General features: G+C 73.3%; 24 protein-coding genes. 5 read left to right on the top strand and 19 right to left on the bottom strand.

Annotated features, from left to right (window positions below; genetic code table 11):
- Window positions 1–159 precede the first annotated feature (159 nt).
- Window positions 160–735, bottom strand: a complete 576-nt coding sequence (locus tag AB0I68_RS16385; RefSeq protein WP_363177959.1) for a histidine phosphatase family protein — start codon at window positions 733–735, stop codon at window positions 160–162.
- Window positions 736–766: 31 nt separating this feature from the next.
- Entirely contained in the window at window positions 767–2,221 is a 1,455-nt protein-coding gene (locus tag AB0I68_RS16380; RefSeq protein WP_363177958.1) for a PLP-dependent aminotransferase family protein, read from the bottom strand.
- On the opposite strand from AB0I68_RS16380, the gene AB0I68_RS16375 reads away from it, so the two are divergent.
- The gene (locus tag AB0I68_RS16375; RefSeq protein WP_363177957.1) at window positions 2,220–3,188 is read left to right on the top strand and encodes a DMT family transporter; all 969 of its coding nucleotides are present in this window, start codon (window positions 2,220–2,222) and stop codon (window positions 3,186–3,188) included. The two genes, AB0I68_RS16380 and AB0I68_RS16375, sit on opposite strands and share 2 nt — an antisense overlap.
- A gap of 61 nt (window positions 3,189–3,249) precedes the next feature.
- Complete coding sequence (locus tag AB0I68_RS16370) at window positions 3,250–3,447, top strand: DUF1918 domain-containing protein (protein WP_214938290.1); 198 nt, start codon at window positions 3,250–3,252, stop codon at window positions 3,445–3,447.
- 12 nt (window positions 3,448–3,459) lie between these two features.
- Here AB0I68_RS16370 and AB0I68_RS16365 read toward each other — a convergent pair whose 3' ends face one another.
- Window positions 3,460–4,707, bottom strand: a complete 1,248-nt coding sequence (locus AB0I68_RS16365) for a family 10 glycosylhydrolase (RefSeq protein ID WP_363177956.1) — start codon at window positions 4,705–4,707, stop codon at window positions 3,460–3,462.
- Window positions 4,708–4,861: 154 nt separating this feature from the next.
- On the opposite strand from AB0I68_RS16365, the gene AB0I68_RS16360 reads away from it, so the two are divergent.
- Window positions 4,862–5,755, top strand: coding sequence for a 3-hydroxybutyryl-CoA dehydrogenase (locus AB0I68_RS16360; protein WP_363177955.1), 894 nt, complete (start codon window positions 4,862–4,864; stop codon window positions 5,753–5,755).
- A 14-nt stretch (window positions 5,756–5,769) separates the two neighbouring features.
- Here the strand turns inward: AB0I68_RS16360 and AB0I68_RS16355 are convergent, their stop codons facing one another.
- From AB0I68_RS16355 to infC, 10 genes are all read right to left on the bottom strand, one after another.
- Window positions 5,770–6,300, bottom strand: coding sequence for an NUDIX hydrolase (locus AB0I68_RS16355; RefSeq protein ID WP_363177954.1), 531 nt, complete (start codon window positions 6,298–6,300; stop codon window positions 5,770–5,772).
- A 53-nt stretch (window positions 6,301–6,353) separates the two neighbouring features.
- Window positions 6,354–7,694 carry a transcriptional regulator gene (locus AB0I68_RS16350; protein WP_363177953.1) on the bottom strand — a complete coding sequence of 447 codons (1,341 nt, stop codon included), beginning with the start codon at window positions 7,692–7,694 and terminating at the stop codon, window positions 6,354–6,356.
- 391 nt (window positions 7,695–8,085) lie between these two features.
- A complete protein-coding gene (locus AB0I68_RS16345; RefSeq protein ID WP_363177952.1) occupies window positions 8,086–9,144 on the bottom strand; it encodes a PP2C family protein-serine/threonine phosphatase in 1,059 nt (352 codons plus the stop codon).
- Between the two features lie 152 nt (window positions 9,145–9,296).
- Window positions 9,297–11,825 (bottom strand): phenylalanine--tRNA ligase subunit beta, encoded by a 2,529-nt coding sequence (pheT, locus tag AB0I68_RS16340; RefSeq protein WP_363177951.1) that lies wholly within the window; start codon window positions 11,823–11,825, stop codon window positions 9,297–9,299.
- Window positions 11,825–12,952, bottom strand: coding sequence for a phenylalanine--tRNA ligase subunit alpha (gene pheS / locus AB0I68_RS16335; RefSeq protein WP_363177950.1), 1,128 nt, complete (start codon window positions 12,950–12,952; stop codon window positions 11,825–11,827). Before pheS ends, pheT begins: the two co-directional genes overlap by 1 nt.
- Before the next feature lie 148 nt (window positions 12,953–13,100).
- Window positions 13,101–14,306 (bottom strand): PAS domain-containing sensor histidine kinase, encoded by a 1,206-nt coding sequence (locus AB0I68_RS16330; RefSeq protein ID WP_363177949.1) that lies wholly within the window; start codon window positions 14,304–14,306, stop codon window positions 13,101–13,103.
- A gap of 56 nt (window positions 14,307–14,362) precedes the next feature.
- On the bottom strand, window positions 14,363–15,229 hold the full coding sequence (locus AB0I68_RS16325; protein ID WP_363177948.1) for an RNA methyltransferase: 867 nt from the start codon (window positions 15,227–15,229) through the stop codon (window positions 14,363–14,365).
- A gap of 140 nt (window positions 15,230–15,369) precedes the next feature.
- Window positions 15,370–15,762, bottom strand: coding sequence for a 50S ribosomal protein L20 (gene rplT, locus AB0I68_RS16320; RefSeq protein ID WP_352214554.1), 393 nt, complete (start codon window positions 15,760–15,762; stop codon window positions 15,370–15,372).
- 101 nt (window positions 15,763–15,863) lie between these two features.
- On the bottom strand, window positions 15,864–16,058 hold the full coding sequence (rpmI, locus tag AB0I68_RS16315; protein ID WP_030294400.1) for a 50S ribosomal protein L35: 195 nt from the start codon (window positions 16,056–16,058) through the stop codon (window positions 15,864–15,866).
- A gap of 104 nt (window positions 16,059–16,162) precedes the next feature.
- Window positions 16,163–16,870: a translation initiation factor IF-3 gene (gene infC / locus AB0I68_RS16310; protein WP_078613184.1), complete on the bottom strand. Its 708-nt coding sequence runs from the start codon at window positions 16,868–16,870 to the stop codon at window positions 16,163–16,165.
- A gap of 388 nt (window positions 16,871–17,258) precedes the next feature.
- Between infC and AB0I68_RS16305 the strand changes: the two genes are divergently transcribed.
- Window positions 17,259–17,636, top strand: a complete 378-nt coding sequence (locus tag AB0I68_RS16305) for a DUF1844 domain-containing protein (RefSeq protein ID WP_356869669.1) — start codon at window positions 17,259–17,261, stop codon at window positions 17,634–17,636.
- Between the two features lie 74 nt (window positions 17,637–17,710).
- On the opposite strand, the gene AB0I68_RS16300 is transcribed toward AB0I68_RS16305, so the two are convergent.
- Genes AB0I68_RS16300 through AB0I68_RS16290 form a run of 3 tightly spaced genes read right to left on the bottom strand, consistent with a single transcriptional unit; the run spans window position 17,711 to window position 20,411 of the window.
- A complete protein-coding gene (locus tag AB0I68_RS16300) occupies window positions 17,711–18,451 on the bottom strand; it encodes an SseB family protein (RefSeq protein WP_363177947.1) in 741 nt (246 codons plus the stop codon).
- 2 nt (window positions 18,452–18,453) lie between these two features.
- Complete coding sequence (gene mycP, locus AB0I68_RS16295) at window positions 18,454–19,638, bottom strand: type VII secretion-associated serine protease mycosin (protein WP_363177946.1); 1,185 nt, start codon at window positions 19,636–19,638, stop codon at window positions 18,454–18,456.
- Window positions 19,635–20,411: a hypothetical protein gene (locus AB0I68_RS16290; RefSeq protein ID WP_363177945.1), complete on the bottom strand. Its 777-nt coding sequence runs from the start codon at window positions 20,409–20,411 to the stop codon at window positions 19,635–19,637. The genes mycP and AB0I68_RS16290 overlap by 4 nt, the downstream gene beginning before the upstream one ends.
- Window positions 20,412–20,868: 457 nt before the next feature.
- On the opposite strand from AB0I68_RS16290, the gene AB0I68_RS16285 reads away from it, so the two are divergent.
- Window positions 20,869–22,089, top strand: a complete 1,221-nt coding sequence (locus AB0I68_RS16285; protein WP_363177944.1) for an amino acid deaminase/aldolase — start codon at window positions 20,869–20,871, stop codon at window positions 22,087–22,089.
- Between the two features lie 60 nt (window positions 22,090–22,149).
- On the opposite strand, the gene AB0I68_RS16280 is transcribed toward AB0I68_RS16285, so the two are convergent.
- The 3 genes from AB0I68_RS16280 to AB0I68_RS16270 form a co-directional block, all read right to left on the bottom strand.
- Window positions 22,150–23,454 (bottom strand): haloacid dehalogenase-like hydrolase, encoded by a 1,305-nt coding sequence (locus tag AB0I68_RS16280; RefSeq protein ID WP_363177943.1) that lies wholly within the window; start codon window positions 23,452–23,454, stop codon window positions 22,150–22,152.
- A 134-nt stretch (window positions 23,455–23,588) separates the two neighbouring features.
- Window positions 23,589–24,380, bottom strand: a complete 792-nt coding sequence (locus tag AB0I68_RS16275; protein WP_363177942.1) for a 3-oxoacyl-ACP reductase — start codon at window positions 24,378–24,380, stop codon at window positions 23,589–23,591.
- A 7-nt stretch (window positions 24,381–24,387) separates the two neighbouring features.
- A complete protein-coding gene (locus AB0I68_RS16270) occupies window positions 24,388–25,740 on the bottom strand; it encodes an aldehyde dehydrogenase family protein (protein ID WP_363177941.1) in 1,353 nt (450 codons plus the stop codon).
- Between the last annotated feature and the right edge of the window lie 19 nt (window positions 25,741–25,759).

The following is a 25,759-nucleotide window of genomic DNA, read 5'->3' as shown; positions in this document are numbered from 1 at the left end:
CTGGTTCAACGACAGGACCGGACAACCCGTCAAACGATCACTGACTGCCTACGATCACTGACCGCAACCACACCCCTTGGACTCATTCATCTAGGGCGGAAGGCCTGCACGACTCCACCCCTTTATAGGGTGTCCGGCGGATCATGGCCGGGCAACCCCCTAGGCCGACGCCTGGAGCGAGAGGTGCCAGTGACCCGACCGGCCCGTCAGGGTGATCGTGGAGAGCGGGCGGACGTCCACGTTCCAGTACGTCAGCGGGGCCGCCTTCAGCGCGTACACCAGGGCCGCCCGGACCACCGAGGGCTCCGCCACCGCCACGATCGCGCCCCCGTCGTCGGCGGGCCGGGTGTCCAGCCAGCCGCCGATGCGCGAGATGAAGGCGAGCAGGCATTCGCCGCCGTGCGGGGCGGAGAGGGGATCGGTGAGCCAGAGGTCCACCGCTCCGGGCTCGCGCTCCGCCACCTCGGCCAGGGTCAGCCCGCGCCAGCGGCCCATGTCGCACTCGCGCAGCGCCGGCTGGGCGAGCGGGGCGTACCCGAGGGCCTGCCCGGTGGCCCGGCTGCGCGGGCTGGGCGAGCAGTAGCGGAGCTCGGCGGCCCCCAGGGGGACGAGCCCGCGCGCGGCGGATTCGAGCGCGCGCCAGCCCGCCCCGTCCAGCGGGCGGTCGTCGTCGAAGCGCTCGGCGAGCAGCGAGGAACCACGGGCTGCGGCGACGAGCGAAACCCGAACATTCATGCGGCGATGGTGTGCCGCGTGCCGCGTGGGGTCAAGCGCCTGGACCGACGGCGTTGCCGGCCTGCTCCCCGGCCCCGCTGCGCAGCCGCCGGACGGCCTCGTTCAGCTCCCCCGCGCCCGAAACGCCGGCGAAGCTGAGCCGGACGTACGGGCCCGGCGGTTCCGCACAGAAGTACGGGCGGCCCGCCGCGACCGCGACCCCGGCTCGCAGGGCCGCCGCCGCGAAGGCCGCGTCGTCGCCCTCGGCCATCCTCGCCCACAACTGGTATCCGCCCGAGGGCAGATGGGGCAGGGTGAGCCCGGGCAGCTCCCGGCGCAGCGCGCCCGCGAGCACGTCCCGCCGGTGGCGCAGTTCGGCGGCGACGGTCCGCAGGTGGCGGGGCCAGGCGGGTGCGCCGACGAGCTCCAGGGCCGCCTCCTGCAGCGGCCGGGACACGAAGAAACTGTCCACGATCTGGATGGCACGCAGCCGGTCCAGCACCGGGCCGCGGGCGGCGAGCGCACCCACCCGCAGGCTGGGCGAGGTGGCCTTGGTCAGGGACCGGACGTGCACGACCACCCCGTCGCGGTCCTCGGCGGCCAGCGTCGGGGGCAGCGGACCGGCGTCGTCGTGGCCCAGGGCCCGGGCGTAGTCGTCCTCCACCACGAAGGCCCCGGCGGCCCGCGCGATCCGCAGCACCTCGGCCCGCCGCGCGGGAGCCAGCACCGCTCCTGTCGGGTTCTGGAACAGCGGCTGGCATACGAACACCCGCGCCCCGGTCGCTTCGAAGGCGGCGGCCAGCAGCTCGGGCCGGACCCCCTCGGCATCCACCGGGACGGGCACCGGGCGGCATCCGGAGGCGCGGGCGATGGCCAGCAGCCCGGGGTAGGTCGGGGACTCCACCAGGACCGGCGCCCCGGGCGGGGCCAGCGCCCGCAGCGCCGTGGTCAGCGCGCTCTGCCCGCCTGCGGTGACCAGCACGTCCGCGGCCGCGACGGCCCCGCCGATCTCCCGGGCGAACCAGTCGCGCAGCTCGGGAAGCCCCTCCATGGGCGGCCGGTCCCAGGCCCCGGGGCGCCGCCCGGCCCGGGCCAGCGCGGCGGCCATGGCCCGCTCGGGCTGGATGGAGGGGTGCAGGTAGCCGCTGTTGAGCCCGATCACCCCGAAGGGCGGTGCGGCCAGGCACGCCAGCACCCCCGAGGCGTCCACCGAGCGCGGCACGATCTCTCCGTCGCCCTCCGCGCTGAGGGCGACCTCCTGCCAGGAGGTGTCCCTCGGAGCGGGCTCCGCCGTCCGGGGCCGGGCCCGGAACACCCCGGCGCCGGGCCGGGTGACCACCAGCCCCTCGGCGGCCAGCTGCGCGAGGGCGCGGGACACGGTGACGGGGCTGACCCGGAAGCGCTCCACCAGGGCCCGGCTCGATGGGAGCTTTCCACCTACCGAGTAGCGGTTGAGTTCCGACCGCAGGGATTCTGCCAGTTCCGCCACACTGCTACGCTCGTACATGACAGCACAGAATAGCGCTACTCTCCCCACCTCGATAGCGGTCGAGTCTTCGGCCCGCCGATTCGGCCGGGGCGGCCAGGGCGGCCGCGGCGTCGGCCGGGGCGGTCTCGGCGGCCGGGCCACCGGCGGTACCGCGCTCGCCATGCTCGGCGTCGTCGCCTTCTCGCTGACCTTCCCCGCCACGGCCTGGGGCCTGGAGAGCTTCGGCCCCTGGTCCTTCGTCGCCGTGCGCAGCGTGCTCGCCGCCCTGATCGCGGGCGTCTTCCTGCTGGCCGGGCGCGTGCCGCTGCCCGCCCGCGAGCACTGGGCGGGCCTCGCTGTCGTCGCCGCCGGGGTGGTCGTCGGCTTCCCGCTGCTCACCACCCTGGCGCTGACCACCTCCACCACCTCGCACGCGGCCGTCGTCGTCGGCCTGCTCCCGCTCACCACGGCGACCCTGTCCGCACTGCGCACCGGCGCCCGCCCCTCGCGCCGGTTCTGGGGCGCGGCCGTCGCCGGAGCCGCCATCGTGCTCGGCTTCACCCTGGGCCAGAGCGGCGGCGCCCTCTCGGCCGGCGACGGCTTCCTCTTCGGGGCGCTGCTGGTCTGTGCGGCCGGGTACACGGAGGGCGGGCGGCTCGCGCGCGTACTGCCCGGCTGGCAGGTCATCGGCTGGGCGCTGGTGCTGTGCCTGCCGCTCAGCCTGGCCGGCTCCGCGCTGGGGCTCGCGTACGAGCCGGTGCACCTGACCGGCCACGGGCTGGCCGGTCTGCTGTGGGCGGCCGTCGGCTCCACCTTCCTCGGCCTGTACGTCTGGTACCGCGGCATGGCGGAGATCGGCGCGCCGCGGGCCAGCCAGCTCCAGCTCGCCCAGCCGCTGCTGACCCTGGTCTGGTCGGTGGCACTGCTGGGCGAGCACCTCTCGCCCGCCGCCCCGGCCGCCGCCTGTGCGGTTCTGGTCTGCATTGCGGTCACTCAGCGGGCTTAATCACCCCAAACCGCCGTAAACTGCTGTCACCGGATCCAGACCGCCTCCGAGGAGGTCAGCAATGCGCGCGACCGAGGGCGACCAGCTGGTGCAGCACGGCAGGATCGTGGGGCAGCACGACAAGGTCGGTGAAATCACTCAGGTACTCGGCGAGAACGGCACCCCTCCCTACCGGGTCCGTTTCGCGGACGGCCACGAGGCAGTCATGTCCCCGGGCCCCGACTGCGTCGTGAAGCATCCGACGGAGCCCACGCACTGACTCGACGCGGCCTCAACGCGGCGGCACGGCCGTCGGATAATGGTCGGCAACGACCCTGGCCATCGCTCCATTGGGGTCCGCGACCACCTGCTTCGCCGAGAAGTAGACGTGGCCGCGGACCTCGGGGTATCCGCGGGCGAACGCCAGGTGCTTCGACAACTCCGCCGGATCGCGCCACGCGGCGGTGGAGCTGCCCGCGTCGCAGCGGTACAGCGCCTCACCCACGTACAGCGCCGCGCCGGTGCCGGCGACGGTCTTCGCCCACCAGGGGACGATCTTCGCGTAGTCGGCGGCCGGGTGGCCGATCTCCCAGTACGCCTGCGGCACGATGTAGTCGATCCAGCCCTCCCTGACCCACTTGCGGGTGTCCGCGTACAGGTCGTCGTACGTTTGGACACCCGCCTGCGTGGGCGAACCCAGCGGGTCGTGGTCGCTGTTGCGCCAGACCGCGAAGGGGCTGATGCCGAAGCGCGCCGCCGGGCGGATCGACCGCAGCCGCGCGGACATCTCGCGGACCAGGGTGTCGATGTTGTCGCGTCGCCAGTCCGCGCGGGAGGCGAAGGCGCCGCCGTGTCGCGCGTACGCGTCGTCGTCGTCGAAGGACTCCCCCTCGGCGGGGTAGGGGTAGAAGTAGTCGTCCCAGTGCACCCCGTCCACCGCGTAGCGGGAGACGGCGTCGAGCATGGCCTCCTGCACGAAGGCGCGCACCTCGGGCAGACCGGGGTTGTAGTACAGCTTCCCGTTGTACGGAACCGTCCAGCCGGGGTTGCGCCGGGCCGGGTGGTCCTCGGCCAGGCGATCGGGGTCGGTGTGGTCGGCCACCCGGTACGGGTTGAACCAGGCGTGCAGCTCCAGCCCCCGGGCATGGGCTTCGGCGACCGCGGTACCGAGCGGATCCCAGCCGGGATCCTCGCCCTGCTCCCCGGTCAGCCACTGCGACCAGGGCTCACGGGCGGCGGGCCACATCGCGTCGGCGGCCGGCCGGACCTGGAGGATCACCGCGTTGAGGCGGCGGGCGACGGCGGTGTCCAGGAGGGCCGTCAGCTCGTTCTTCTGGTCCTCGGCGTCCAGCCCGCTCTCGGAGGGCCAGTCGACGTTCTCCACGGAGGCGATCCACATGGCGCGGAACTCGGCGGCCGCCTTCTTCCGCGCGCGGCGCCCCCGCGCCGCCTCCACCGCCCGTGCCGGGCCGGCCGCGCCCGCCGCGGCCAGCAGCCCGGCGACTCCCGCCAACACCCCCCGGCGTCCGATGTACGTCATGTGACGACTCCGTTCCGTTGCGTGACATTGCCCTGCGTCTGACAGCATGCCCGCCCCGGCGCCCGGGCACGGTGAAGGTCGGGGGTAACGTCGTGGGGCGTGGCGGGCGCCGGAATGCAGTTACCACTGCGAAGAACGGGGGACCCGCCGACGGATGAGCAGCGAAAGGCACGAAGTGACTGACCTCCCTTCCGACATCACTCGAGTCGGCGTAGTGGGCTGTGGCCAGATGGGCGCGGGCATCGCCGAGGTGTGCGCGCGCAGCGGCCTCGAGGTGAAGGTCGCCGAGACCACCGGCGAGGCCCTGGAGATCGGGCGCACGCGGCTGCACAACTCCCTGACGAAGGCCGCCGAACGCGGCAAGATCAGCGAGGAGGAGCGGGACGCCACCCTGGCCCGCCTCACCTTCACCACCGATCTCGGCGAGTTCGCCGACCGCGACCTCATCATCGAGGCCGTCGTCGAGAACGAGCAGGTCAAGACGGAGATCTTCCAGGTCCTCGACCAGGTGATCACCCGCCCGGACGCGATCCTCGCCTCCAACACCTCTTCGATCCCGCTGGTCAAGCTGGCCGTCGCGACCTCGCGGCCCGACCAGGTCATCGGCATCCACTTCTTCAACCCGGCCCCGGTGCAGCAGCTCGTCGAGCTGATCCCGGCGCTGACCACGAGCGACGAGACGATCAAGCGCTCCGAGGCCCTGGTGCGGGACGTGCTGGGCAAGCACGCCATCCGCGCCCAGGACCGGTCGGGCTTCGTGGTCAACGCGCTGCTCATCCCGTACCTGCTGTCGGCGATCCGGATGTTCGAGTCCGGCATCGCGAGCCGCGAGGACATCGACAACGGCATGGAGCTGGGCTGCGCCCACCCGATGGGCCCGCTGAAGCTCGCCGACCTGATCGGCCTGGACACGGTGGCCTCGGTGGCCGACTCGATGTACGCGGAGTTCAAGGAGCCCCTGTACGCCGCTCCCCCGCTGCTCCAGCGGATGGTCGACGCGGGCCGCCTCGGGCGCAAGACCGGCTCGGGCTTCTACCCGTACGGCTGACCCGCGTCCCGCGGTCAGCCGAGCCGCAGATGGTGCAGGAGCAGCAGCCCGGCCGCCATGTTCGCGGCCGGGATCTCGCCGCGCGCGATCATGTCCGGCACCAGCTTGAGCGGCACCCACTCGCGGCGTGAGGACTCGAAGTCGTCCTCGGGGTGGCCGATGTACGTCGCGCCGTCCGCCCAGTAGAGGTGGTGGCGGGCGTCGGTCAGCCCGTTGGCCGGCTCGACGGTCATCAGATGGCGGAGGGGACCGGGCCGCCAGCCCGTCTCCTCCTCCATCTCCCGGGCCGCGGCGTCCGCGATGTCCTCGCCGTCCTCGACCACGCCCGCGGGCAGCTCCCAGCCCCAGCTGTCGGTGATGAACCGGTGCCGCCACAGCAGCAGCACCTCGTTGGCCTCGTTGACGGCCGTGGCCACGGCGACCGGCCGCAGCCGGATCACGAAGTGGTCCAGGTGCCGGCCGTCGGGAAGTTCCACATCGGCGAGATTCACGTCGAACCAGCGGTTCTTGTACACGGTCTGCTCACTGAGATTCGTCCACTGCACGGTTGTGCCACCTTCCGTTCGAGTAGGTGGCAACATGGCAGCAGTTCGGGCCGTCACAGCGGAACGCGCAGCGCCCCGTCGATGAGCTGCGCCGTCTCCTCCGCGCCGGAACATCCGCTGGTCAGCAGCTGTTCGCGGACCGCCCGCAGCCGGTCCCGCAGCCGGAGCGACTCCATCCCCTTGGCCCGCTCGGCCATCTCGGCGGCTGCCGCCACCGCTTGGTCCGCCTCGCCCTGGCGCAGCTGGATCTCGCACAGCATCGCCAGCCGGTGGACCCGCCCCCGGTCGTGCGCGGGCGTCCCGACGGCCGCGGTCGCCTGCTCGTGGGCGGCATGGAGATCACCGAGGCTGAGCAGCGCCTCGGCCACCTGTACGTTGACCAGCCCGGGCTGTACGTATCCCGTCTCGTCGGGCTCCGTACCGGGCCGGATCCGCTCGGCGGCCGCCTCGGCATGCCGGATGCAGCCCAATGCGGCGGTGGTGTCGCCGAGTTGGGCGTACGCCTTGGCCTGCATGGCATACAGGTCGGCGGTCAGCGCCGGGGTGGTGTGCCGGCCGGCGGCGCGCAGCGCGGCCTCGGCGAACGCGACGGCCTGGCGGTACTCCCGCAGGTGCAGGGACTGGTTCACGATCAGGGCGATGACATAGGCGCCGAGCCCCCGGTCCCCGCTCGCCTTGGCGAGCCGCAGCGCCTGGTGGAAGTACCGCTGGGCGAGCCCGTGGGCGTCGGAGTCGTACGCGCAGATCCCCGCCACCGCCACGAGGGACCCGGTGGCCCGGTGCAGCTGGCGGCCGAGGCCGTCGGGGTAGCTCCCGCGCAGCATGGGCGCGGTCTCGCTGCCGAGGAAGCGGATGATCCGGGCCCGGGTGGCCACCCCGCCGGCCCGGCGGTACATCAGCTCGTAGTGCGCCCGGGCGGCCCGGAGGATCTCGATGTGCTCCGGGCCGATCCGGTTCGGCCCGTCGCGGGAGACGTCGGCGTCCTCGGGCGGGTTCTCCCACTCCCAGACCGGGATCACGGCGGGCGTTCCGGTGACGGCCTCTGCGGTGAGCAGCTGGAACCGGCCCTGCTCGTCGGAACGCCACAGGGCGGCGGCCCGGTCGACGAAGCCGCTGAGCGGGGAGCCGTGCGCGGACACGGGCTGGCCCGGCACGCCGAGCCCGACGTCGTCCAGCGACACCGGGCGCCGGAGCCGGCCGCCGAGCACCTCGCAGATCAGGTCGGGCACCTGGCCGCGCGGCCGCTGTCCCTTCAACCACCGGGTGACGGCGGTGTGTTCGTAGCGCAGGGAGAGTCCGCGGGACCGGCCCGCCTGGTTGACGTGTGCCGCGAGTCCGGCGTGGGACATGCCCGCCTCGGCGAGGAGGGCGTCGAGCAGGGCATTGGGCTGCATGGGCCGCTCCAAGGGCTCTTCGGTCTCAGGCTAGTGGGTGCGCGGTTCACACGGGGTGTACTGGGTTTGATGCACACAGGGGGTACTGCGTTTGATTCACACGGGGTGTGAAGTGAGTACGCGCATAAATGCGATACGCACTCTGCCGCAAGGAGCCCTGGGAGCGGTTCACTTAAGAGCCTCTCCAAGAGGCGGCTCGGGTCGTCGGCTCCCCCTCGTACAGTGCGACGACCCGTCACCGCGCCGCCCGCTCTGCTGTCTGCCCGACACTCCATGGCAGGCGGGCGGCGCGCTCCGGCTCCGCCGGCGCCCGGTTGGTCGCCGGGCCCCGGCAGGGGCCGTGAAGGACGCGCGCCGGGCCCTCCCACCGGGCCCGGTGTGCGATTCCCGTTCAGGAGCTGCGGTCGCTGCGCAGCACCAGCAGGGCGACATCGTCGGCGAGTTGCCCGCCGGTGTGGCGCAGCAGTGCGGTGTGCACGCCTGCGACCAGCCGCGCGGGCGGGTCCGCCGGCTGCTGCTCTGCGAGCACGCTGCGCAGGGGGAAGAACCGCCCGTCGCGGTCGCGCGCGTCCTCGGCGCCGTCGGTGTGCAGGAACAGCACGTCGCCGGGCACCAGTTGCCCGCAGTCCTGGCCGGCCGGCCCGTCGGGTACGGGCACCACCCCGAGCGGCGGCAGGACCTCACCCCCGTCGAGGCTGCGCACGTCCCCACGCCGCTGCGCGGAGCAGCACACCGCGCCGGGCACATCCGGCCCCGCCGGCGCATGAGGCGCGGGGCCGGGGAGGGCCCGGTTGCGGGACCGGGCGGGGTGGGGGACGGCCCCGCAGGGCTCCGGGGGCGCCACCTGGCGCAGGAGGTAGGGCCACGGATGGCCGCAGTTCAGGGCCGTCAGGGAGCCGTCCGCCGCGATCTGGAGCAGCAGCACCGTCACGAACTCCTCCGACAGGTGCTCCGTCCCGGCCCGGTCCCGGACGTGCCGGGCCAGCGCCCGCTCCATCCGCACCAGTACCCCGCCCAGCGTCGGCTCGTCGTACGCCGCCTCCCGGAAGGAGCCGAGCACCGCCGCCGCCGGACCCAGCGCCGGCAGCCCGTGCCCCCGTACGTCCCCGATGACCACCCGCACCCCGTACGCCGTCGGCACGGCTTCGTACAGGTCGCCGCCCACCGCCGCGCCCCGGCTCGCCGACAGCTGTGCCGCCGACAGCGCGAGGCCGTCGATCCACCCCGGCAGCGGCCGCAGCAACGCCCGCTGAGCCGCGCCCGCGATCTCCTGCGAGCGCCGCAGCTCCGCCATCAGCCCTTGCCGGATGTGCAGCGCACACCCGGCGGCCAGTAACAGGAACGCCGCGCAGCTGGCCAGGCCGGGGCCGAGCCGCCCGGGGGTGGACAGCTCCCAGGACACCGCGGTGCCGCCCCATGCAACGACGCACACCCGACGTACCTGGGGCATCTCCCCACACGTGATCATCGTTCCGGCCTCCCCTCGGCCGCAACGATTGTGTCGACCGCCCGGATCCGCGGACACGGGCCACCGGGCTTCTCACCCGAATGAGTGAGGGGCGCATCCGGACCACCGGATACGCCCCTCAGCCGCGGCAGCGGTTACGCGCCGCGCAGCACCGCGCCCGTGCGCTCGGCGGCGAGCGCCACCGCTGCGTCGCGCGCGGCCGTGGACTCCTCGGCCGTCAGCGTGCGGTCCGCCGCGCGGAAGCGCAGCGCGTACGCCAGGGACTTCTTGCCCTCGCCGACCTGCTCACCGGTGAACACGTCGAACAGCCGCAGGGACTCCAGCAGTTCGCCGGCGCCCTTGCGCAGCGCGGCCTCGACCGCGGCCGCCGGAACCCACGCGTCCACGATCAGCGCGACGTCCTGGGTCGCCACCGGGAAGGTGGAGATCCGGGGCGCCTGCACGGCACCGCCGCCGGCCGCCGCGAGGCGGTCCAGGTCGAGCTCCATGGCGCTGGTGCGGGCCGGCAGGCCCATCGCCTTCACGACGCGCGGGTGCAGCTCACCGGCGTGACCGATGACCGTCTCCACCCCGTTCAGGGTGACGAGCAGTTCGGCGCACCGGCCCGGGTGCCACGGCCCGTACTGGCCCTGGCGCACGACGAGCTCCGCGCCGGCCTCGACGGCCAGCGAGCGCGCGGCCTGGACCGCGTCCGCCCAGTCGGCCGGGTGGCCCTTGCCCCACCAGCCGGCCTGCTCGCGCGCACCGGCCAGCACGACCGCGGCGTACCGCGGCTGGGCCGGCAGGGCGGCGTTCAGCGTGGCGATCTCCTCGGCCGTGGGACGCCGGTCGACGGGCAGCCGTACGGCGACGCCCGGCTGCGGGCCGGCCCGGAAGACCGAGCCCGTCTCGAAGAGGGCGAGGTCGTGGCTGCCCCGGCTGTCGTTGCGGCGCAGCGCCCCCAGCAGCCCCGGCAGCAGCGTGGTGCGCAGCGCCGGCTCCTCGTCGGAGATCGGGTTGACCAGCTTGACGACCTGGCGGGCGGCGTCGTGCGCGGGCAGCTGGAGCTGGTCGAAGACGCCCTCGCCCACGAACGGGTAGCTGAGCGCCTCGACGTAGCCCGCGCCGGCCAGCGCGCGGCCGACCCGGCGGTGCAGCTGCTGCCGGGCGGTCAGACCGCGGCCGGAGGGCAGCTTCGGCAGGGTCGACGGGAGGTTCCCGTAGCCCTCGAGCCGGATGACCTCTTCGGCGAGGTCGTTGGGCTCGGCGAGGTCGGGCCGCCACGACGGGACGGTCACGACGAGCTCGTCCTGGCCGTAGACGTCGCAGCCGACCTCCTGGAGGCGGCGGACGACGGTCTCGCGGCCGTAGTCCATGCCCGCGACCCGGTCCGGGTGGTCCGCGCTCATCGCGATGGTGCGCGGGGCGCCCGGAGCGGTGAGCTCGGTGACGCCGGCCTCGGCGGTGCCGCCCGCGAGCAGCACGAGCAGGTCGACGGTCCGCTGCGCGGCCGCGGAGGCCGCCTGCGGGTCGACGCCGCGCTCGAAGCGCTTGGACGCCTCGGAGGCGAGCTTGTGGCGGCGGGCGCTGCGCGAGATCGTCAGGGCGTCGAAGTGCGCGGCCTCGATCACGACGTCCGTGGTGCCCGAGACGATGCCGGTCTCGGGGTCGGTCACGGAGTCGGCGATCTCGGTGTTGGCACCGCCCATGACACCGGCGAGGCCGATCGGCCCGCTGTTGTCGGTGATCACCAGGTCCTCGGCGTCGAGCGTGCGCTTGACCCCGTCGAGGGTGGTGAACTTCTCGCCCTGCTCGGCCCGGCGCACGCCGATGGCGCCGTCCAGGCGGGTGCGGTCGTAGGCGTGCAGCGGCTGGCCGAGCTCGAGCATCACGTAGTTGGTGACGTCGACGGCGAGCGAGATCGGGCGCATGCCGGCCTTCTGCAGGCGCCGCGTGAGCCAGATCGGGGACTTCGCCTCGGGGTCGAGGCCGGTCACCGTACGGGCGGTGAAGCGGTCGCAGCCGGCCGGGTCGTCGATCTTGACCAGGTAGCCGTACGAGTTCGGCGCGGGCACGTCGAGCAGCGCCGGGTCGCGCAGCGGCAGGCCGTACGCGGTGGCCGTCTCACGGGCCACGCCGCGCATCGACAGGCAGTAGCCGCGGTCCGGGGTGACGGCGATGTCGAGGACCTCGTCGACGAGCTGGAGGAGCTCGATCGCGTCGGTTCCGACCTCGTGCTCCGGGGGGAGCACGATGATGCCGTGGGTGCCGTCGTCGCCCATGCCCAGCTCGTCGCCCGAGCAGATCATGCCGTGCGAGGTCCGGCCGTACGTCTTGCGCGAGGCGATCGCGAAGTCGCCGGGCAGCACCGCGCCGGGGAGGACCACGACGACCTTGTCGCCGACGGAGAAGTTCCGGGCACCGCAGACGATCTCCTGCGGCTCGCCGGTTCCGTTGGCCTGGCCGACGTCGACCGTGCAGAAACGGATCGGCTTGCGGAAGCCCTCGAGCTCCTCGATGGTCAGCACCTGGCCGACGGCCAGGGGGCCCTTGAGGCCCGCGCCGAGCTGCTCGACGGTCTCGACCTCGAGACCGGCGTCGATGAGCTTGGCCTGTACGTCACGACCGGTTTCACCGGCAGGCAGGTCGACGTACTCCCGCAGCCAAGAAAGCGGGACCCGCATCAGATCTCCATCCCGAACGGCCGGGTGAACCGGACGTCACCCTCGACCATGTCTCGCATGTCTTCGACGTTGTGGCGGAACATCAGCATCCGCTCGATGCCGAACCCGAAGGCGAACCCGCTGTACTTCTCGGGGTTCACACCGCAGGCGATGAGCACCTTGGGGTTGACCATTCCGCAGCCGCCGAGCTCGATCCAGCCCTCGCTGGAGCAGGTGCGGCACGGGCGGTCGGGGTTGCCCACCGACTCGCCGCGGCACACGTAGCACTGCATGTCCATCTCGGCGGACGGCTCGGTGAACGGGAAGAAGTTCGGGCGCAGCCGGGTGGTCATGTCCTTGCCGAAGAGCGCCTGGACCATGTGGTCCAGGGTGCCCTTGAGGTCGGCCATGGTCAGGCCCTCGTCGACGGCGAGCAGCTCGACCTGGTGGAAGACCGGGGTGTGCGTCGCGTCGAGCTCGTCGGTGCGGAACACCCGGCCCGGGCACACCACGTACACGGGCGGCTCCCGGTCGAGCAGCGAGCGCGCCTGCACCGGGGAGGTGTGGGTACGCAGGACGACGCCGGACTCGTCGCCCTCGGTGCCTTCCGGCCCCTGGACGAAGAAGGTGTCCTGCATCTGGCGCGCCGGGTGGTCGGGCGTGAAGTTGAGGGCGTCGAAGTTGAACCACTCCGCCTCGACCTCGGGGCCCTCGGCCACCTCGTAGCCCATGGCCGTGAAGATGTCCGCGATGCGGTCCATCAGCGTGGTCAGGGGGTGCCGGGCGCCGGCCGGGACACGGTCGTACGGCAGCGTGACGTCCACCGCCTCCTCGACCAGCACCCGCTCGTCGCGCTCCGCTTCGAGCGCGACCGTGCGGGCCCCGAAGGCCTTGTTCACGGCGCCGCGGGCCTGGCCCACGCGCTTGCCCGCCTCGGCCTTGGCCTGGGGCGGCAGGGCGCCGATCTCGCGGTTGGCGAGCGCCAGGGGCGAGCGGTCGCCCATGTGCGCGGTCTTCGCCTCGCGCAGCGCGTCGAGGTCGCCGGCGGCCGCGAAGGCGGCGAGCGCCTCGTCCCGCATGCGCTCGATCTCTTCCGGTTTCAGTGCCTCGACCTCGACAGGGTCGTACGACTTGTTCGGTGCCGACATCTCTTCCCGTACTTCCGATGGCTGGCTGGTGGGTACCCGCGACTCGATCGACCGATTCGGACAAGGGCCCAAAGGTGCCAAAGGACGAGTCTAAAGGTCGCTGGGGGTGAAGGAGCCCGTGGGCCGCCTGGCGAGACGCTCCGCAGGGTTACTGCGTGAGGTAGGCCGGCGCGCCCACGGGCAGGATAAATCGGAATTCGGCGCCGCCGCCGGGGCCGCGGCCGACCGTGATGGTGCCGCCGTGGGCCTCCACGATGCCCTTGACGATGTACAGGCCCAGGCCGGTGCCGCCGCGCTTGCTCCCCCGCCAGAAGCGGGTGAAGACGCGGCCCATCGACTCCTCGGGGATCCCGGGGCCCTCATCGGTCACGGTGACGGCGGTTCCCTTCTCGGTCTTGCCCGCAGCGTTCGTCAGGCTGGTCGGCGATACGTCGATGGTGACCGTTCCGTCGCCGTGCCGCACCGCATTTTCGAGGAGGTTGCCGAGGATCTGGTCGATCTTGTCCGGGTCCGCCCACAGATCGGGGAGCGACCGGCAGACCCGTACGAGGAACCGGTCGGGTGCCTGGCCGTTCGCGGTGAGCGCCTGGACGTGGCGGCCCACGGCGGTGGCGAGGTCCACCGGCTGGCGGCGCACCTCCAGGCGGCCCGAGTCGATGCGGGAGATGTCGAGGAGCTCGGCGATCAGCCGGGTGACGCGGTTGGCGTCGGCGTCGACGGTCTCCAGCATCAGGCGCTTCTGGTCGTCGGTGAACCGCTCCCACTTGGCGAGCAGGGTCGCGGTGAACCCCTTGACGGAGGTCAGCGGAGAGCGCAGCTCGTGCGCGACGGTGGCGATCAGCTCGGCGTGGCTGCGTTCGGTGCGGCGGCGGGCCTCGGTGCCGCGCAGGGTGACCACGAGGCGGCGCAGCGGGCCGGTGGGATGGGTGCGCACGTACCGGGCGGAGACCAGCACCTCGCGGCCGCCGGGGAGCAGGAGGTTGCGCTCGGGCTGGCCGCGCCGGGTCGCGAGACCCCCGTACGGGTCGGTCAGCGCCCACCAGCGGCGGCCGTCGAGGTCCTCCAGCGGGAGTGCCCGGTCGATGCGCACGCCGAGCGCCTCACCGGGGGCCAGCGCGGTGATCCGGGCGGCGGCGGAGTTGAAGCAGATCACCCGGCCGGTGGCGTCGGCGACGACGAGCCCGTCGGGCAGGTCGTCGGGATCGACCCCGATCACGGCGAATTCGGAGGGGTCGCAGGGCTCGGCTGCGGCGGCCGGTCCGGCGCGGCCCGCGGCCTGCGGGGGCACGGCCGCCAGGGACGGCGTCCCGGACGCCTTCGTGGCCCCTGGCGAGCTGTTCGTACCGACGGTCATGTCCCCGTACCCCACATCTCCGAGTAGCGCAGTGGGCACCCCGGGCCGCCACATTACTAGCTGGGGGTCACGGAGCGGCACCCTCCGGGAGCCCGCTGTGCACGCGCGGACGCGTAGAGGCACACGGCGGCGGCCGTGGCGAGGTTCAGGCTCTCGGCCTTGCCGTGGATCGGGACCCGTACGACGGCGTCCGCGAGCGCCCGGGTCTCCTCCGGCAGACCCCACGCCTCGTTGCCGAAGACCCAGGCCGAGGGGCCGCCCATCGTGCCCGCGTCGAGCTCGGCGTCCAGGTCGTCCTCGCCGGCCCCGTCGGCGGCGAGGATCCGCACGCCGGCCGCCCGGAGCCCCGCAACGGCCTGCTCCACGGGGACGCCGACCGCCACCGGGAGGTGGAAGAGGGATCCCACGGAGGCCCGTACGGACTTCGGGTTGTAGAGGTCCACGGAGGCGTCGGTCAGCACGACCGCGTCCGCTCCGGCGGCGTCCGCGCAGCGCAGCACCGTGCCGGCGTTCCCGGGGTCGCGGACGTGGGCGAGGACGGCGACCAGCTTGGGCTCGGCCCGCAGGATCTCCTCGAAGGGCGAGTCGAGGAAGTGGCAGACGCCGACGAGTCCCTGCGGGGTGACGGTCTGCGAGACCTCGGCGAGCACCTCGTCGCAGGCGTAGTGGACGCGGGCGCCGGCGGCCAGCGCCGCATCGATGATCCCGGCGTGGCGCTCGGCGGCCTCGACGGTCGCGAACAGCTCGATCAGGGTCGACGCGCCCCCGGCGCCCCGGTGCTCGACGGCCTCGCGGACGGCCTGCGGGCCCTCGGCGATGAACCGGCGCTCCTTGGTGCGGAAGTTGCGCCGTGCCAGTCGCCTGGCGGCGGCCACCCGCGGGGATCGGGGGGAGATCAGCTCGGCGGGGGCGGGGGTACCCATGGCGGTCGGCTCGCTTCCGTACGTACTGCGGGTCGAAACAGGTGGATCGGCTACAACGCACCGGACCCGCAGGCACAGGGCCTGCGGGTCCGGGCTGAAGCCTGTGAAGGGCTTGCTGCGCGAAGCGTGGTGCTTACTGCTTAGGCGGCAGCGGGGGCCTTCGGGGCGTTCACGTCGGCCGGAAGCGCCTTCTGCGCAACCTCGACGAGCGCGGCGAAAGCGTTGGCGTCGTTGACGGCCAGCTCCGCGAGGATCTTGCGGTCCACCTCGACGTTGGCGGCCTTCAGACCCTGGATGAGGCGGTTGTACGTCATGCCGTTCTGGCGGGCAGCGGCGTTGATGCGCTGGATCCACAGCTGACGGAAGTCGCCCTTGCGCTTCTTGCGGTCGTTGAAGTTGTAGACCAGCGAGTGGGTGACCTGCTCCTTGGCCTTGCGGTACAGGCGCGAACGCTGACCGCGGTAGCCGGAGGCCGCCTCGAGGATCGCCCGGCGCTTCTTGTGGGCGTTTACTGCCCGCTTGACGCGTGCCACTTTTTAACTCCTTGTAGCGGGGCCGTGGGTGTCTTCACACGGCCCGAATTCGATGGGGTCCCGGTCTTGACGTCCGCTCCCCGCAAGGGGAGCGGAGAACGTCACTTGCCGAGAAGCTTCTTGATCTTCGCGGCGTCGCCGGGGGCCATCTCCGCGGTGCCGGTGAGGCGGCGGGTCAGACGGGACGACTTGTGCTCGAGCAGGTGGCGCTTACCGGCGCGCTCACGGAGCACCTTGCCGGAGCCGGTGATCTTGAAGCGCTTCTTGGTACCGCTGTGCGTCTTGTTCTTCGGCATAGCGCCGTTATCTCCTCGTCGGTGGCGCCCCCGCCGGTCCGGCTAAGGACCGGCGCCCGGGAGCGTCATGTTGTGTCGGTGATCCGAGACAGGCTGCCTCGGAATCAGGCCTCGGCCGGTGCCTCGGGAGAGGCGTCCTCGGTGACCTCGGCAGAGGCGACCTCGGTGCCTTCCTCGACGGGGGCTTCCTCGGAAGGAGCCTCGTCGGCGGCGACACCCTGGCGCTCGGCCTTGCGGGCGGCCTGCGCCTCGCGGGCTTCGGCCATCGCCTCGGTCTTCTTCTTGTGCGGACCGAGGACCATGATCATGTTGCGGCCGTCCTGCTTCGGGTTCGACTCGATGAACCCGAGGTCCTCGACGTCCGAAGCGAGACGCTGCAGCAGTCGGTAGCCGAGTTCCGGCCGGGACTGCTCGCGACCACGGAACATGATCGTGATCTTGACCTTGTCGCCCTGCTTGAGGAACCGAACGACGTGACCCTTCTTGGTGTCATAGTCGTGCGGGTCGATCTTCGGCCGGAGCTTCATTTCCTTGATGACCGTGTGCGCCTGGTTCTTGCGCGCCTCACGGGCCTTCATGGCCGACTCGTACTTGAACTTGCCGTAGTCCATGAGCTTGCAGACCGGCGGGCGTGCAGACGCCGCGACCTCGACCAGGTCCAGGTCGTACTCCTGCGCGAGCTCAAGCGCCTTCGCAAGCGGGACGATGCCCACCTGTTCGCCGCTGGGACCGACGAGTCGCACCTCAGGGACACGAATCCGATCGTTGATGCGGGGCTCGGTGCTGATGGATCCTCCTCGGTAGCACCACACGGCTGCCTGGCAGACAGCCGCTGACGTCTTATGTCGTCAGACCAACCGCGGCGGAACAATAAAAATGCCCCGCCGGGCACAGGCAGGGGCTCCAATACAACCGGAGCACCGCCGCATGCGATCGCGGGGCGCAGACTCGGGCAGCTTTCCATCGTCCGTACGGAACGATGGATGCCGCCTGACCGGTGACCCGCCGCCCCGGAGGGTGGTCGGGTGGGAGAGCGGAGCCTCCACTTGTGGGCCGGGGACATACGTCTCCGGCCGGTCGTCAGCCCAATATAGCATTCCGCGCCGGGTCCGCTCACCCGGCGGCCCCCGCCCGGTGTCCGCCGGGTGTCCGCCCGGGGCCCGGTCGGCGGCCCGCGCGACCCGGCTTATCGTGTGAGGCATGACTGACGCGACCCCCACCCCCGCCACCGAGGCCGACCAGGCCCCCGACTACGACGCCATGACCCGCGACATCGCGGACGTGCCCGCCGTCGAGGTGATCACCACGGTGGCCGTGCACCTGCTGAGCGCCGCGGCGGTCAACCTGGGCCTGGACAAGCCGGACTCCGAGCACAAGGACCTCGACGAGGCCCGCAAGCTGATCACGGCCCTGGCCGGCCTGGTCACGGCGAGCGCCACCGAGATCAGCTCCTTCCACGCGGCTCCGCTGCGCGACGGCCTGAAGTCGCTCCAGCTCGCCTTCCGCGAGGCCTCGATCGTGCCGGACGAGCCGGGCCAGGGGCCGGGCGAGAAGTTCACGGGTCCGGTCTTCGGCTGAGCCGGCCGACGCAGGGTGAACAGAGGGAGGGCCGGGGCATCGCCCCGGCCCTCCCTCGTGTCGTCACATGTCCCTCAGCGGATGAAGAGCGGCTCGCCGGGCGGGGCCGGGGCCTCCAGCGGGAGCAGGGCCAGGTCCAGCCCGCGCACCAGGCGGGCCCGCAGGGTCTCGTCGGCGGCCAGGGCCTCGGCGACCCGGCGGGCCGCGGCGTGGTCCTGCCCACCGGCCGCCAGGACGATCGCCAGGGTGCCGTCCGAGTCCGCCCCGCCCGGTCCCAGATGGGCGCGGAGCACCGCCTGCTCGGCGGATACGGCGGCCCGTACGGCCTCCCGCACCGCCGGGTCGGCCAGCGGGCCGGCGTCGGTGCGGCCCTCGGCCAGCGCGAGCAGCGCGGGGCCGGTCAGCTGGTAGGTGACGGGGCCGGCCAGGTCCAGGACCACGGTGTCGGCCTTCTCGTGCGCGGCGGCCGCCAGCGCCTGGTGCAGCGGGACGGCCACCGGCCGGGCCGCCGGGTCCCAGAGCGCCAGCGAGGCGATCGAGGTGAACGCGGGCAGCGCCCGCCGGTCTCCCGCCCGCAGGGTCGGGACGGCCATGTCACTGGTCTTCTCGCGCTTGAGGCCGGTCTCCGGGTCGGTCTCGACCTCGCCGAGGACGGCGACGACCGGGACCAGCAGGCGGGCGCCCTTGAGGGCGGCCAGCACCTCCGGCTCCTTCGCCCGGTCGGCGGACCAGGCGGCCAGGGCCGCGCTCAGCCGGGGGTCGGCCGAGCCGTCGTCGTCGGAGAAGCCTGGGTCGGGAATGCTTTTGTTCGCCACAGTTACCCGACCCTATCCCGATCCCGCCGTGCGCCTCGCGGGCGCCGGGCCAGTACGGCGGCCAGCGCGAGCAGCGCCAGCCCGGCGGCCGCGGCCGCCGGGGCACCGAAGCGGGCTCCGCGCCCGGCCGTGCGGACCGGTTCGGGGCCGGGGCCGAAGTACGGGTGCCCGGCCGCGACGGGTGCGGGGAGCTGCGGCTCGGCGCGCACCGTGTCGGCGACCTGGAGGGCGGCGACGGGGTCCACCAGTCCGTGGCCGCGGGAGTCGTCGCGGCCGCCGGGCGGGGCGTCGGAGGCGGTGTCCTCCAGCAGTTTCTTGATCTGGGCCGGGGACAGGTCCGGGTGCGCGGCCTTGACGAGGGCCACGGCGCCCGAGACGAAGGCCGAGGCCGCGCTGGTGCCCCAGCCCTCGTAGTAGGAGCGGTCAGGGTCGGCGATCACGACGTCGACGCCGGGAGCGCTGACGGTGGCGTACCAGTTGCGGGTGGAGAAGGCGGCCTTCCTGTCGTCCCGGTCGACGGCGGTGACGGCGATGACCCCGGGGTAGGCGGCCGGGTAGGAGGCATGGTCGCCCTGCCGGCCCCCGTTGCCCGCCGAGGCCACGACGACCACGCCCTTGGCGAGGGCGTACTGGACGGCCTCGTCCTCGGCGGCCTCGTGGTGGGCGGAGTCGCTGTCGTCGCCGAGGGAAAGGTTGATCACGTTCGCGCCGTGGTCGGCGGCCCAGCGGATGCCCTCGGCGAGGGCGCCGCCCTTGTTCTCGCGGGCCTCGGCCCGGCCGGGGTCGCCCTCTTCGAGGATCACGCGGACGGGGAGGATCTTCGCCTGCGGGGCGATGCCGAGCACGCCCTCGCGACGGTCGGGGCCGTGGCCGTGCCCGGCGATGATCCCGGCCATGGCGGTGCCGTGCCGGGCCCAGGCACGGTCGCCGCGGCCGGCGCCCATGCCGATCAGGTCGGCGCCGTCGAGGACTTGGCCGGCCAGGTCGGGGTGGGTGGTGTCGACCCCGGTGTCGAGGACGGCGACGGTGACCCCGTTGCCCTGGGTGATGCCCCAGGCCTCCTCGGCGCGCAGGGCCGTCAGGCCCCACTGGCGGTCGCGGATGGCGTCGGCGGCCGCCGGGGGCGCGGTCGCGGCGACGAGGAGGGTGCCGAGTACGAGGGCCGCGCCGGCCCCGGACCGGCTCATCGGGCGGTGCCCGGCGGGGCGGGCGGCGCGGCGAGGGTGCGTACGGCTCGCTGCACCCGGTCGGCGACGCCCTTGGCCTCGTGGCCGAGGCCCGCCTGGGCGACGGCTCCGGTGGCGTCCTTGCGCATCACGTCCTCCGCGGGGCGGGGGGCGTCGAGCGTGCGGCCGTCGGTGAAGGCGGAGACGGTGTAGACGACGACGGGGGCCTCGGACAGCACGGACGCGGTCCACGCTGCGCGCTTGCTGTCGGCGAAGCCGTAGCCGGGCGGGGCGGGGAGGTGTCCCCGCAGGGCCGACATGCCGGGGGCGTCGGCGGGGGTGAAGACCATGCCGACGGTGACGAGGGAGCTGCGGGTGGCGTCGGTGTAGGTGGCGCGCAGGACCCGGGTGCAGCCGGTGGCGGCGAGGGCCGCCTGCCAGTCGGGGGCGAGCGAGGGCCCGCAGTCGGCGTCGGGGGCGAGCGCGACCCGGGTCCAGGTGCGGTCGGCGCCGCCGGGCCCGGCGTCGGCTCCGTCCAGGACGGGCGGGAACAGGGTGTCCACGGGGGTGGACCGCCAGAGCGAGCCGGCCTTGCGGTACGCGGCGTCGGCGGTCAAGGGGCGGTGGGCGGCGCGCTGTTCGGCCCAGCCGCTGATGCCGCCTCCGCCGACCAGACCGACTCCGAGCAGGGCGCACAGCGCGGCGGCGACGGCCCGAGTGGACCCGCGGGGGGCCGGTACGGATTCGGGCGCGGCCTCGGCCGGGACCGCGGTCTGCGGTGTCGACGTGGTCATCCGGCGGCTCCGCCCCCCGTTCCGTACGGCTGCCTCCCCGTACTCTACGCGGCCCCCACCCCACCCCCCGGGCCAGCCCGGCCCCGCCGGCGTTCGAGGCGCGGGGTCACGGGCGGAGCCCCCGCAACGGCGCCCCACCCGCACGGGACGGCACGACCCCGGGCGCTCCGGCCCGGGCCCGCCGGCGCCCGAGGCGCGGGTCAGGGGCGGAGCCCGGGGTCTTTGCCCCCCCCCACCGGCGTTCGAGGCGCGGGGTCACGGGCGGAGCCCGGGGAACGGGGGAAGGGCGGGGCGGGGAGAAGACCCCGCGCGGCGGCGACCGGCCCCGGCCGGCCGGGTACGTGCGTCCCGGCTCCCGGCCGGCGGGGAGCCGGGGCGCACGTACCCGGAAGCGGGGCGCAGGGAGGGCTCCGCAGACCCCTACCCACCGGTACGGCCATCTGGCAGGCTGCCGCCCATGAATCTACCCGCCGGTGGGGACAGGGCCCGGTACGACCGGGCCACCGCGCATCTCGACGCGCCCCTGGCCGTCGTCGATCTCGCCGCGTTCGACGCCAACGCCGACGACCTCGTCCGCCGGGCCGGCGGCAAGCCGATCCGCGTCGCCAGCAAGTCCGTCCGCTGCCGTGCGCTCCTCGAACGGGTCCTCGCCCGGCCCGGGTTCGCCGGGATCATGTCGTACACCCTCGCCGAGTCGATCTGGCTGGCCCGGTCGGGGTTCGAGGACGTGCTGCTGGCCTATCCGTCCGCCGACCGCGCCGGGTTCGGCGAGCTCGCGGGCGACCCCAAGCTGGCCGCCGCCGTCACCGTCATGGTCGACGATCCCGCACAGCTGGAGCTGATCGACCGGTCCCGGGGCGCCGACGCCGACGCCGACGGCACGCACGAGATCCGCGTCTGCCTCGAACTCGACACCGCGCTCCACCTGTTCGGCGGCAAGGTCCGCGTCGGCGCCCGGCGTTCGCCGCTGCGCGAGCCGGCGCAGCTCGCCGAGCTCGCCCGCGCGGTCACCGCCCGGCCCGGGTTCCGGGTGGTGGGGCTCATGGGGTACGAGGGCCATGTCGCCGGCGTCGGCGACGCCCTCGCGGGGCGCCCGCTCCGCTCCCGCGCCATCCGGCTCATGCAGGCCGCCGCCCGCAAGGAGCTCGCGGCCCGTCGCGCCGAAGCCGTACGGGCCGTCCGCGCGGTCGTCCCGGACCTGGAGTTCGTCAACGGCGGCGGCACCGGCAGCGTCCAGCAGACCGCCGCCGAGGACGCCGTCACGGAGATCGCCGCCGGCTCGGGGCTGTACGTACCGCGGCTGTTCGACAACTACACGTCCTTCCGCGGCCGCCCGGCGGCGCTCTTCGCCCTGCCGGTGGTCCGCAGGCCCGGCGTGGGCGTGGTCACCGTGCTCGGCGGCGGATATCCCGCCTCCGGCGCGGCCGGTGCGGACCGGCTTCCCGAGCCGTACCTGCCGCAGGGCCTGCGCTACGACCCCCAGGAGGGGGCCGGCGAGGTGCAGACCCCGCTGCTCGGCAGCCCGGCCGACGATCTGCTGATCGGCGACCTGGTCTGGTTCCGGCACGCGAAGGCCGGGGAGCTGTGCGAGCGGTTCGACGCGCTGCACCTCGTCGAGGGCGACCGGGTGACGGCCACCGTCCCGACGTACCGGGGCGAGGGCCGCACGTTCCTCTAGGGGGTGTCCGGCGGATCAGGGCCGGATAGCCCGGGCCCGGCCGTGATCCGCCGGACACCCCTAGGAGCCGAAGACCGAGTCCGTCTGGTCCGGGACGACGCTCGTGTCACCCCGGCGGACGGGTCCCGCCGTGCCGTCGTGCTCGACGTAGCCCGTGGTCGAGCACGGGTACGGCGTGCTCTTCTGCTTCTTCGGCTCGATGAACATCGGGTTCACGATCCACTTGCCGTCGCTGTTGTCGTACGCGCGGCACATCAGCTCGTTCTTGTTCCGGTTCACGACCAGCCGCAGCGCGGTCGCGTCCCGCAGGAACGAGATGTCGGTGTCGGAGTCGCCCGCGGCGAACACCTGGCGGCGGGCGGCCGGCTGGACCTTCTCGGCGGCCGCGCCGCGGACGCCGAAGATCTCCTTGTTGATCCAGCAGCGCTTGCCGTCGATGTACGTGATCATCGTGTCGGCGCCGTCCTGCACCGATCCGCAGCCCTGCAGGTGCGCGGTGAACTTCCCGCCGGACGTGGTCGTGTTGCGGATGCCGATGACGTGGTCCGCGTCGACGCCGACGCCCTTGGCCCACACCTCGACGACCGGCTGCGGCGAGGCCGAGCTGATCCAGACGTCGAAGCCGGCCTTCTGCAGACCGCCGATGAGGTCCTTCTGCTGGTCGTAGTAGCGGACCCAGCCGGTGGCGGTGCCGGTGCCGACCTGCTGCTCGGCGCCGATGGGCGCGGCCAGGTTCTCGGCCTGCGCGGCGGCCGCGAAGCCGCGGATCTCGCGCGCGGTCCACCCCTGCGTCAGCTGGGGCAGCCAGGCGTACACGGGCTCGATGGTGCGGTGGTCCCAGCCGGTGAAGGCGGCGGCGCCCGAGCGAGTCGCGGCGGTGCCGTAGACGGCGGCGAGTTCGTCGGCGCAGCCCGCGCCCTCGGGGGTGCCGGTGGGCAGCGGGGCGCCGGGGCCGGCGAGGGGGCCGCAGGCGTCGGCGAGGGCCTTGGCGGCGGCCGGGGCGAGGTAGCGGCTGGTGGTGGTCCAGTCCCCGGCGGCGGGCTGGCGGATCTTGCCGTTCCGCAGGAGCCAGTACATGGTGGCGTCGCCGACGTCGTTCTTGACGACGGTGTTGTCCCAGTCGAAGACGGCGACGGGCTTGGTGCGGGCGGGCCGGTACGCGTTGCACGCGCCGTACTGGTCGATCAGCTGCTGGAGCCGCGCCTGGTTGTCCCCGTACCAGCCGGCCGCGAGCCGGGGGGTGGTGCAGCGGGCGCCGGGACGGGCCGCCTGGGCGGCGGGCGCGGCGGCCACGAGGGCGCCGGCGGCCATCGCGACGGCGGCGCCGACGGCCTGGAGCCGTCGTACGGTGTCGAGTCGGGTCACTGAGGTGGACGCTCCTGTTTCCTACGAAGATCGTTTGGACGGTAGAACACGACAGCCGGGCGTCGTGCGACGCCCGGCTGTCGGGGGGATGGAGTACGGGTGAACGCTCGGGGCGCCCGCCCGTCGGCAGCGGCCTACAGGGGGGTGACGTACGCGCCGGAGATGCCGCCGTCGACCAGGAAGTCGGTGGCGTTGATGAAGGAGGAGTCGTCGCTGGCGAGGAAGGCGACGGCGGCCGCGATCTCGGTGGGCTCGGCGAACCGGCCCAGCGGAATGTGCACGAGGCGGCGGGCCGCCCGCTCCGGGTCCTTGGCGAACAGCTCCTGCAGCAGCGGAGTGTTCACCGGTCCCGGGCACAGGGCGTTGACGCGGATGCCCTCGCGGGCGAACTGGACGCCGAGTTCGCGGGACATGGCGAGCACGCCGCCCTTGGAGGCGGTGTAGGAGATCTGTGAGGTGGCGGCGCCCATGATGGCCACGAACGAGGCGGTGTTGATGATCGAGCCGCGGCCCTGGCGCTGCATGTACGGCAGGGCGGCCTTGCAGCACAGGTACACGGAGGTGAGGTTGACGTCCTGGACGCGCTTCCAGGCCTCCAGGCCGGTGGTGAGGATCGAGTCGTCGTCCGGCGGCGAGATGCCCGCGTTGTTGAAGGCGATGTCGACGGAGCCGTAGGTGTCGAAGGCGGTCTTGAAGAGGGCTTCGACCTCCTCGGGGCTGGTGACGTCGACCTTGACGAAGGTGCCGCCGACCTCCTCGGCGGCGGCCTTGCCGGCCGCCTCGTCGATGTCGGCGCAGACCACGTTGGCACCTTCGGAGGCCAGGCGGCGGGCGGTGGCGAGGCCGATGCCGCTGCCGGCTCCGGTGATGACGGCGGTGCGGCCGACCAGGCGGCGGCAGACGATCTCGGTGTCAGAAGTGGTCATGATGCGCTCAGGCCTCCGTGCTGATGAAGACGTTCTTGGTCTCGGTGAATGCGGTGAGGGCGTCGGGGCCGAGCTCGCGGCCGAGCCCGGACTGCTTGTAGCCGCCGAAGGGGGTCCAGTAGCGGACGCTGCTGTGGGAGTTGACGGACAGGTTGCCGGCGGCGACGGCGCGCGAGACGCGCAGCGCGCGTCCGATGTCACGGGTCCAGAGGGAGCCCGAGAGGCCGTACTCGGTGGCGTTGGCCAGACGTACGGCGTCCTCCTCGTCTTCGAAGGGGAGGACGACGGCGACCGGCCCGAAGACCTCTTCGGCCGCCACGGGCGCCGTGGGGGCGACGTCCGTGACGAGGGTCGGCGGGTACCAGAAGCCGGGGCCCTCGGGGGCGGTGCCGCGGATCGCGGTGAGGTCGTCGGTGACGTACGACCGTACGCGGTCCAGTTGCACGCGGGAGATCAGTGGCCCCATCTGGGTCTTCTCGTCGGCGGGGTCGCCGACGAGAACGCCCTCGATCCCCGGGGCCAGCAGCTCCAGGAAGCGGTCGTAGGCGGAGCGCTGGACGAGGATGCGGGTGCGGGCGCAGCAGTCCTGGCCGGTGTTGTCGAGGAAGGCCATGGGGGCGGCGGCCGCCGCGGCCTCCAGGTCCGCGTCGGCGAAGACGATGTTGGGGCTCTTGCCGCCGAGTTCGAGGGTGACCCGCTTCACCCGGTCGGCGCACTTGGCCATGATCTGCTTGCCGACCGGGGTGGATCCCGTGAAGACGATCTTCGCGACGCCCGGGTGCTCGACCAGCGCGTCTCCGGCGACGGTCCCGTGGCCGGGGAGCACCTGGAAGAGGTGCTCGGGGATCCCGGCTTCGAGGGCGAGTTCGGCGAGGCGCAGCGCGGTGAGCGGGGTGGTCTCGGCGGGCTTGAGGAGGACGGCGTTGCCCGCGGCCAAGGCCGGGGCCAGGCCCCAGGCGGCGATCGGCATGGGGAAGTTCCACGGGGCGATCACGCCGATGACGCCGAGGGGTTCGAGGAAGGTGACGTCGATGCCGCCGGCGACGGGGATCTGGCGGCCGGAGAGCCGTTCCACTCCCCCGGCGGCGAATTCGAGGAGGTCGCGGACGTTGCCCGCTTCCCAGCGGGCGTTGCCGATGGTGTGTCCGGCCTCGCGGACCTCCAGCTGGGCCAGTTCCTCGATGTGACCGTCGACCACCGCGGCGAAGCGGCGCAGCAGCCGGGCCCGGTCGGCGGGGGCGGCTGCCGCCCAGCCGCGCTGGGCCGCGGCGGCCCGCGCGACGGCGGTGTCGACATCGTCCCGTGTGGCGGCCGGGACGATGGCGACGATTTCCTCGGTGGCCGGATTCAGCACTGTCAAATTGGCTGGGGCCAGCGCA

The sequence above is a fragment of the Streptomyces sp. NPDC050448 genome, assembly GCF_040655295.1.
Classification (GTDB): Bacteria; Actinomycetota; Actinomycetes; order Streptomycetales; family Streptomycetaceae; genus Streptomyces.
This window is presented reverse-complemented; position numbering and strand designations above follow the sequence as displayed.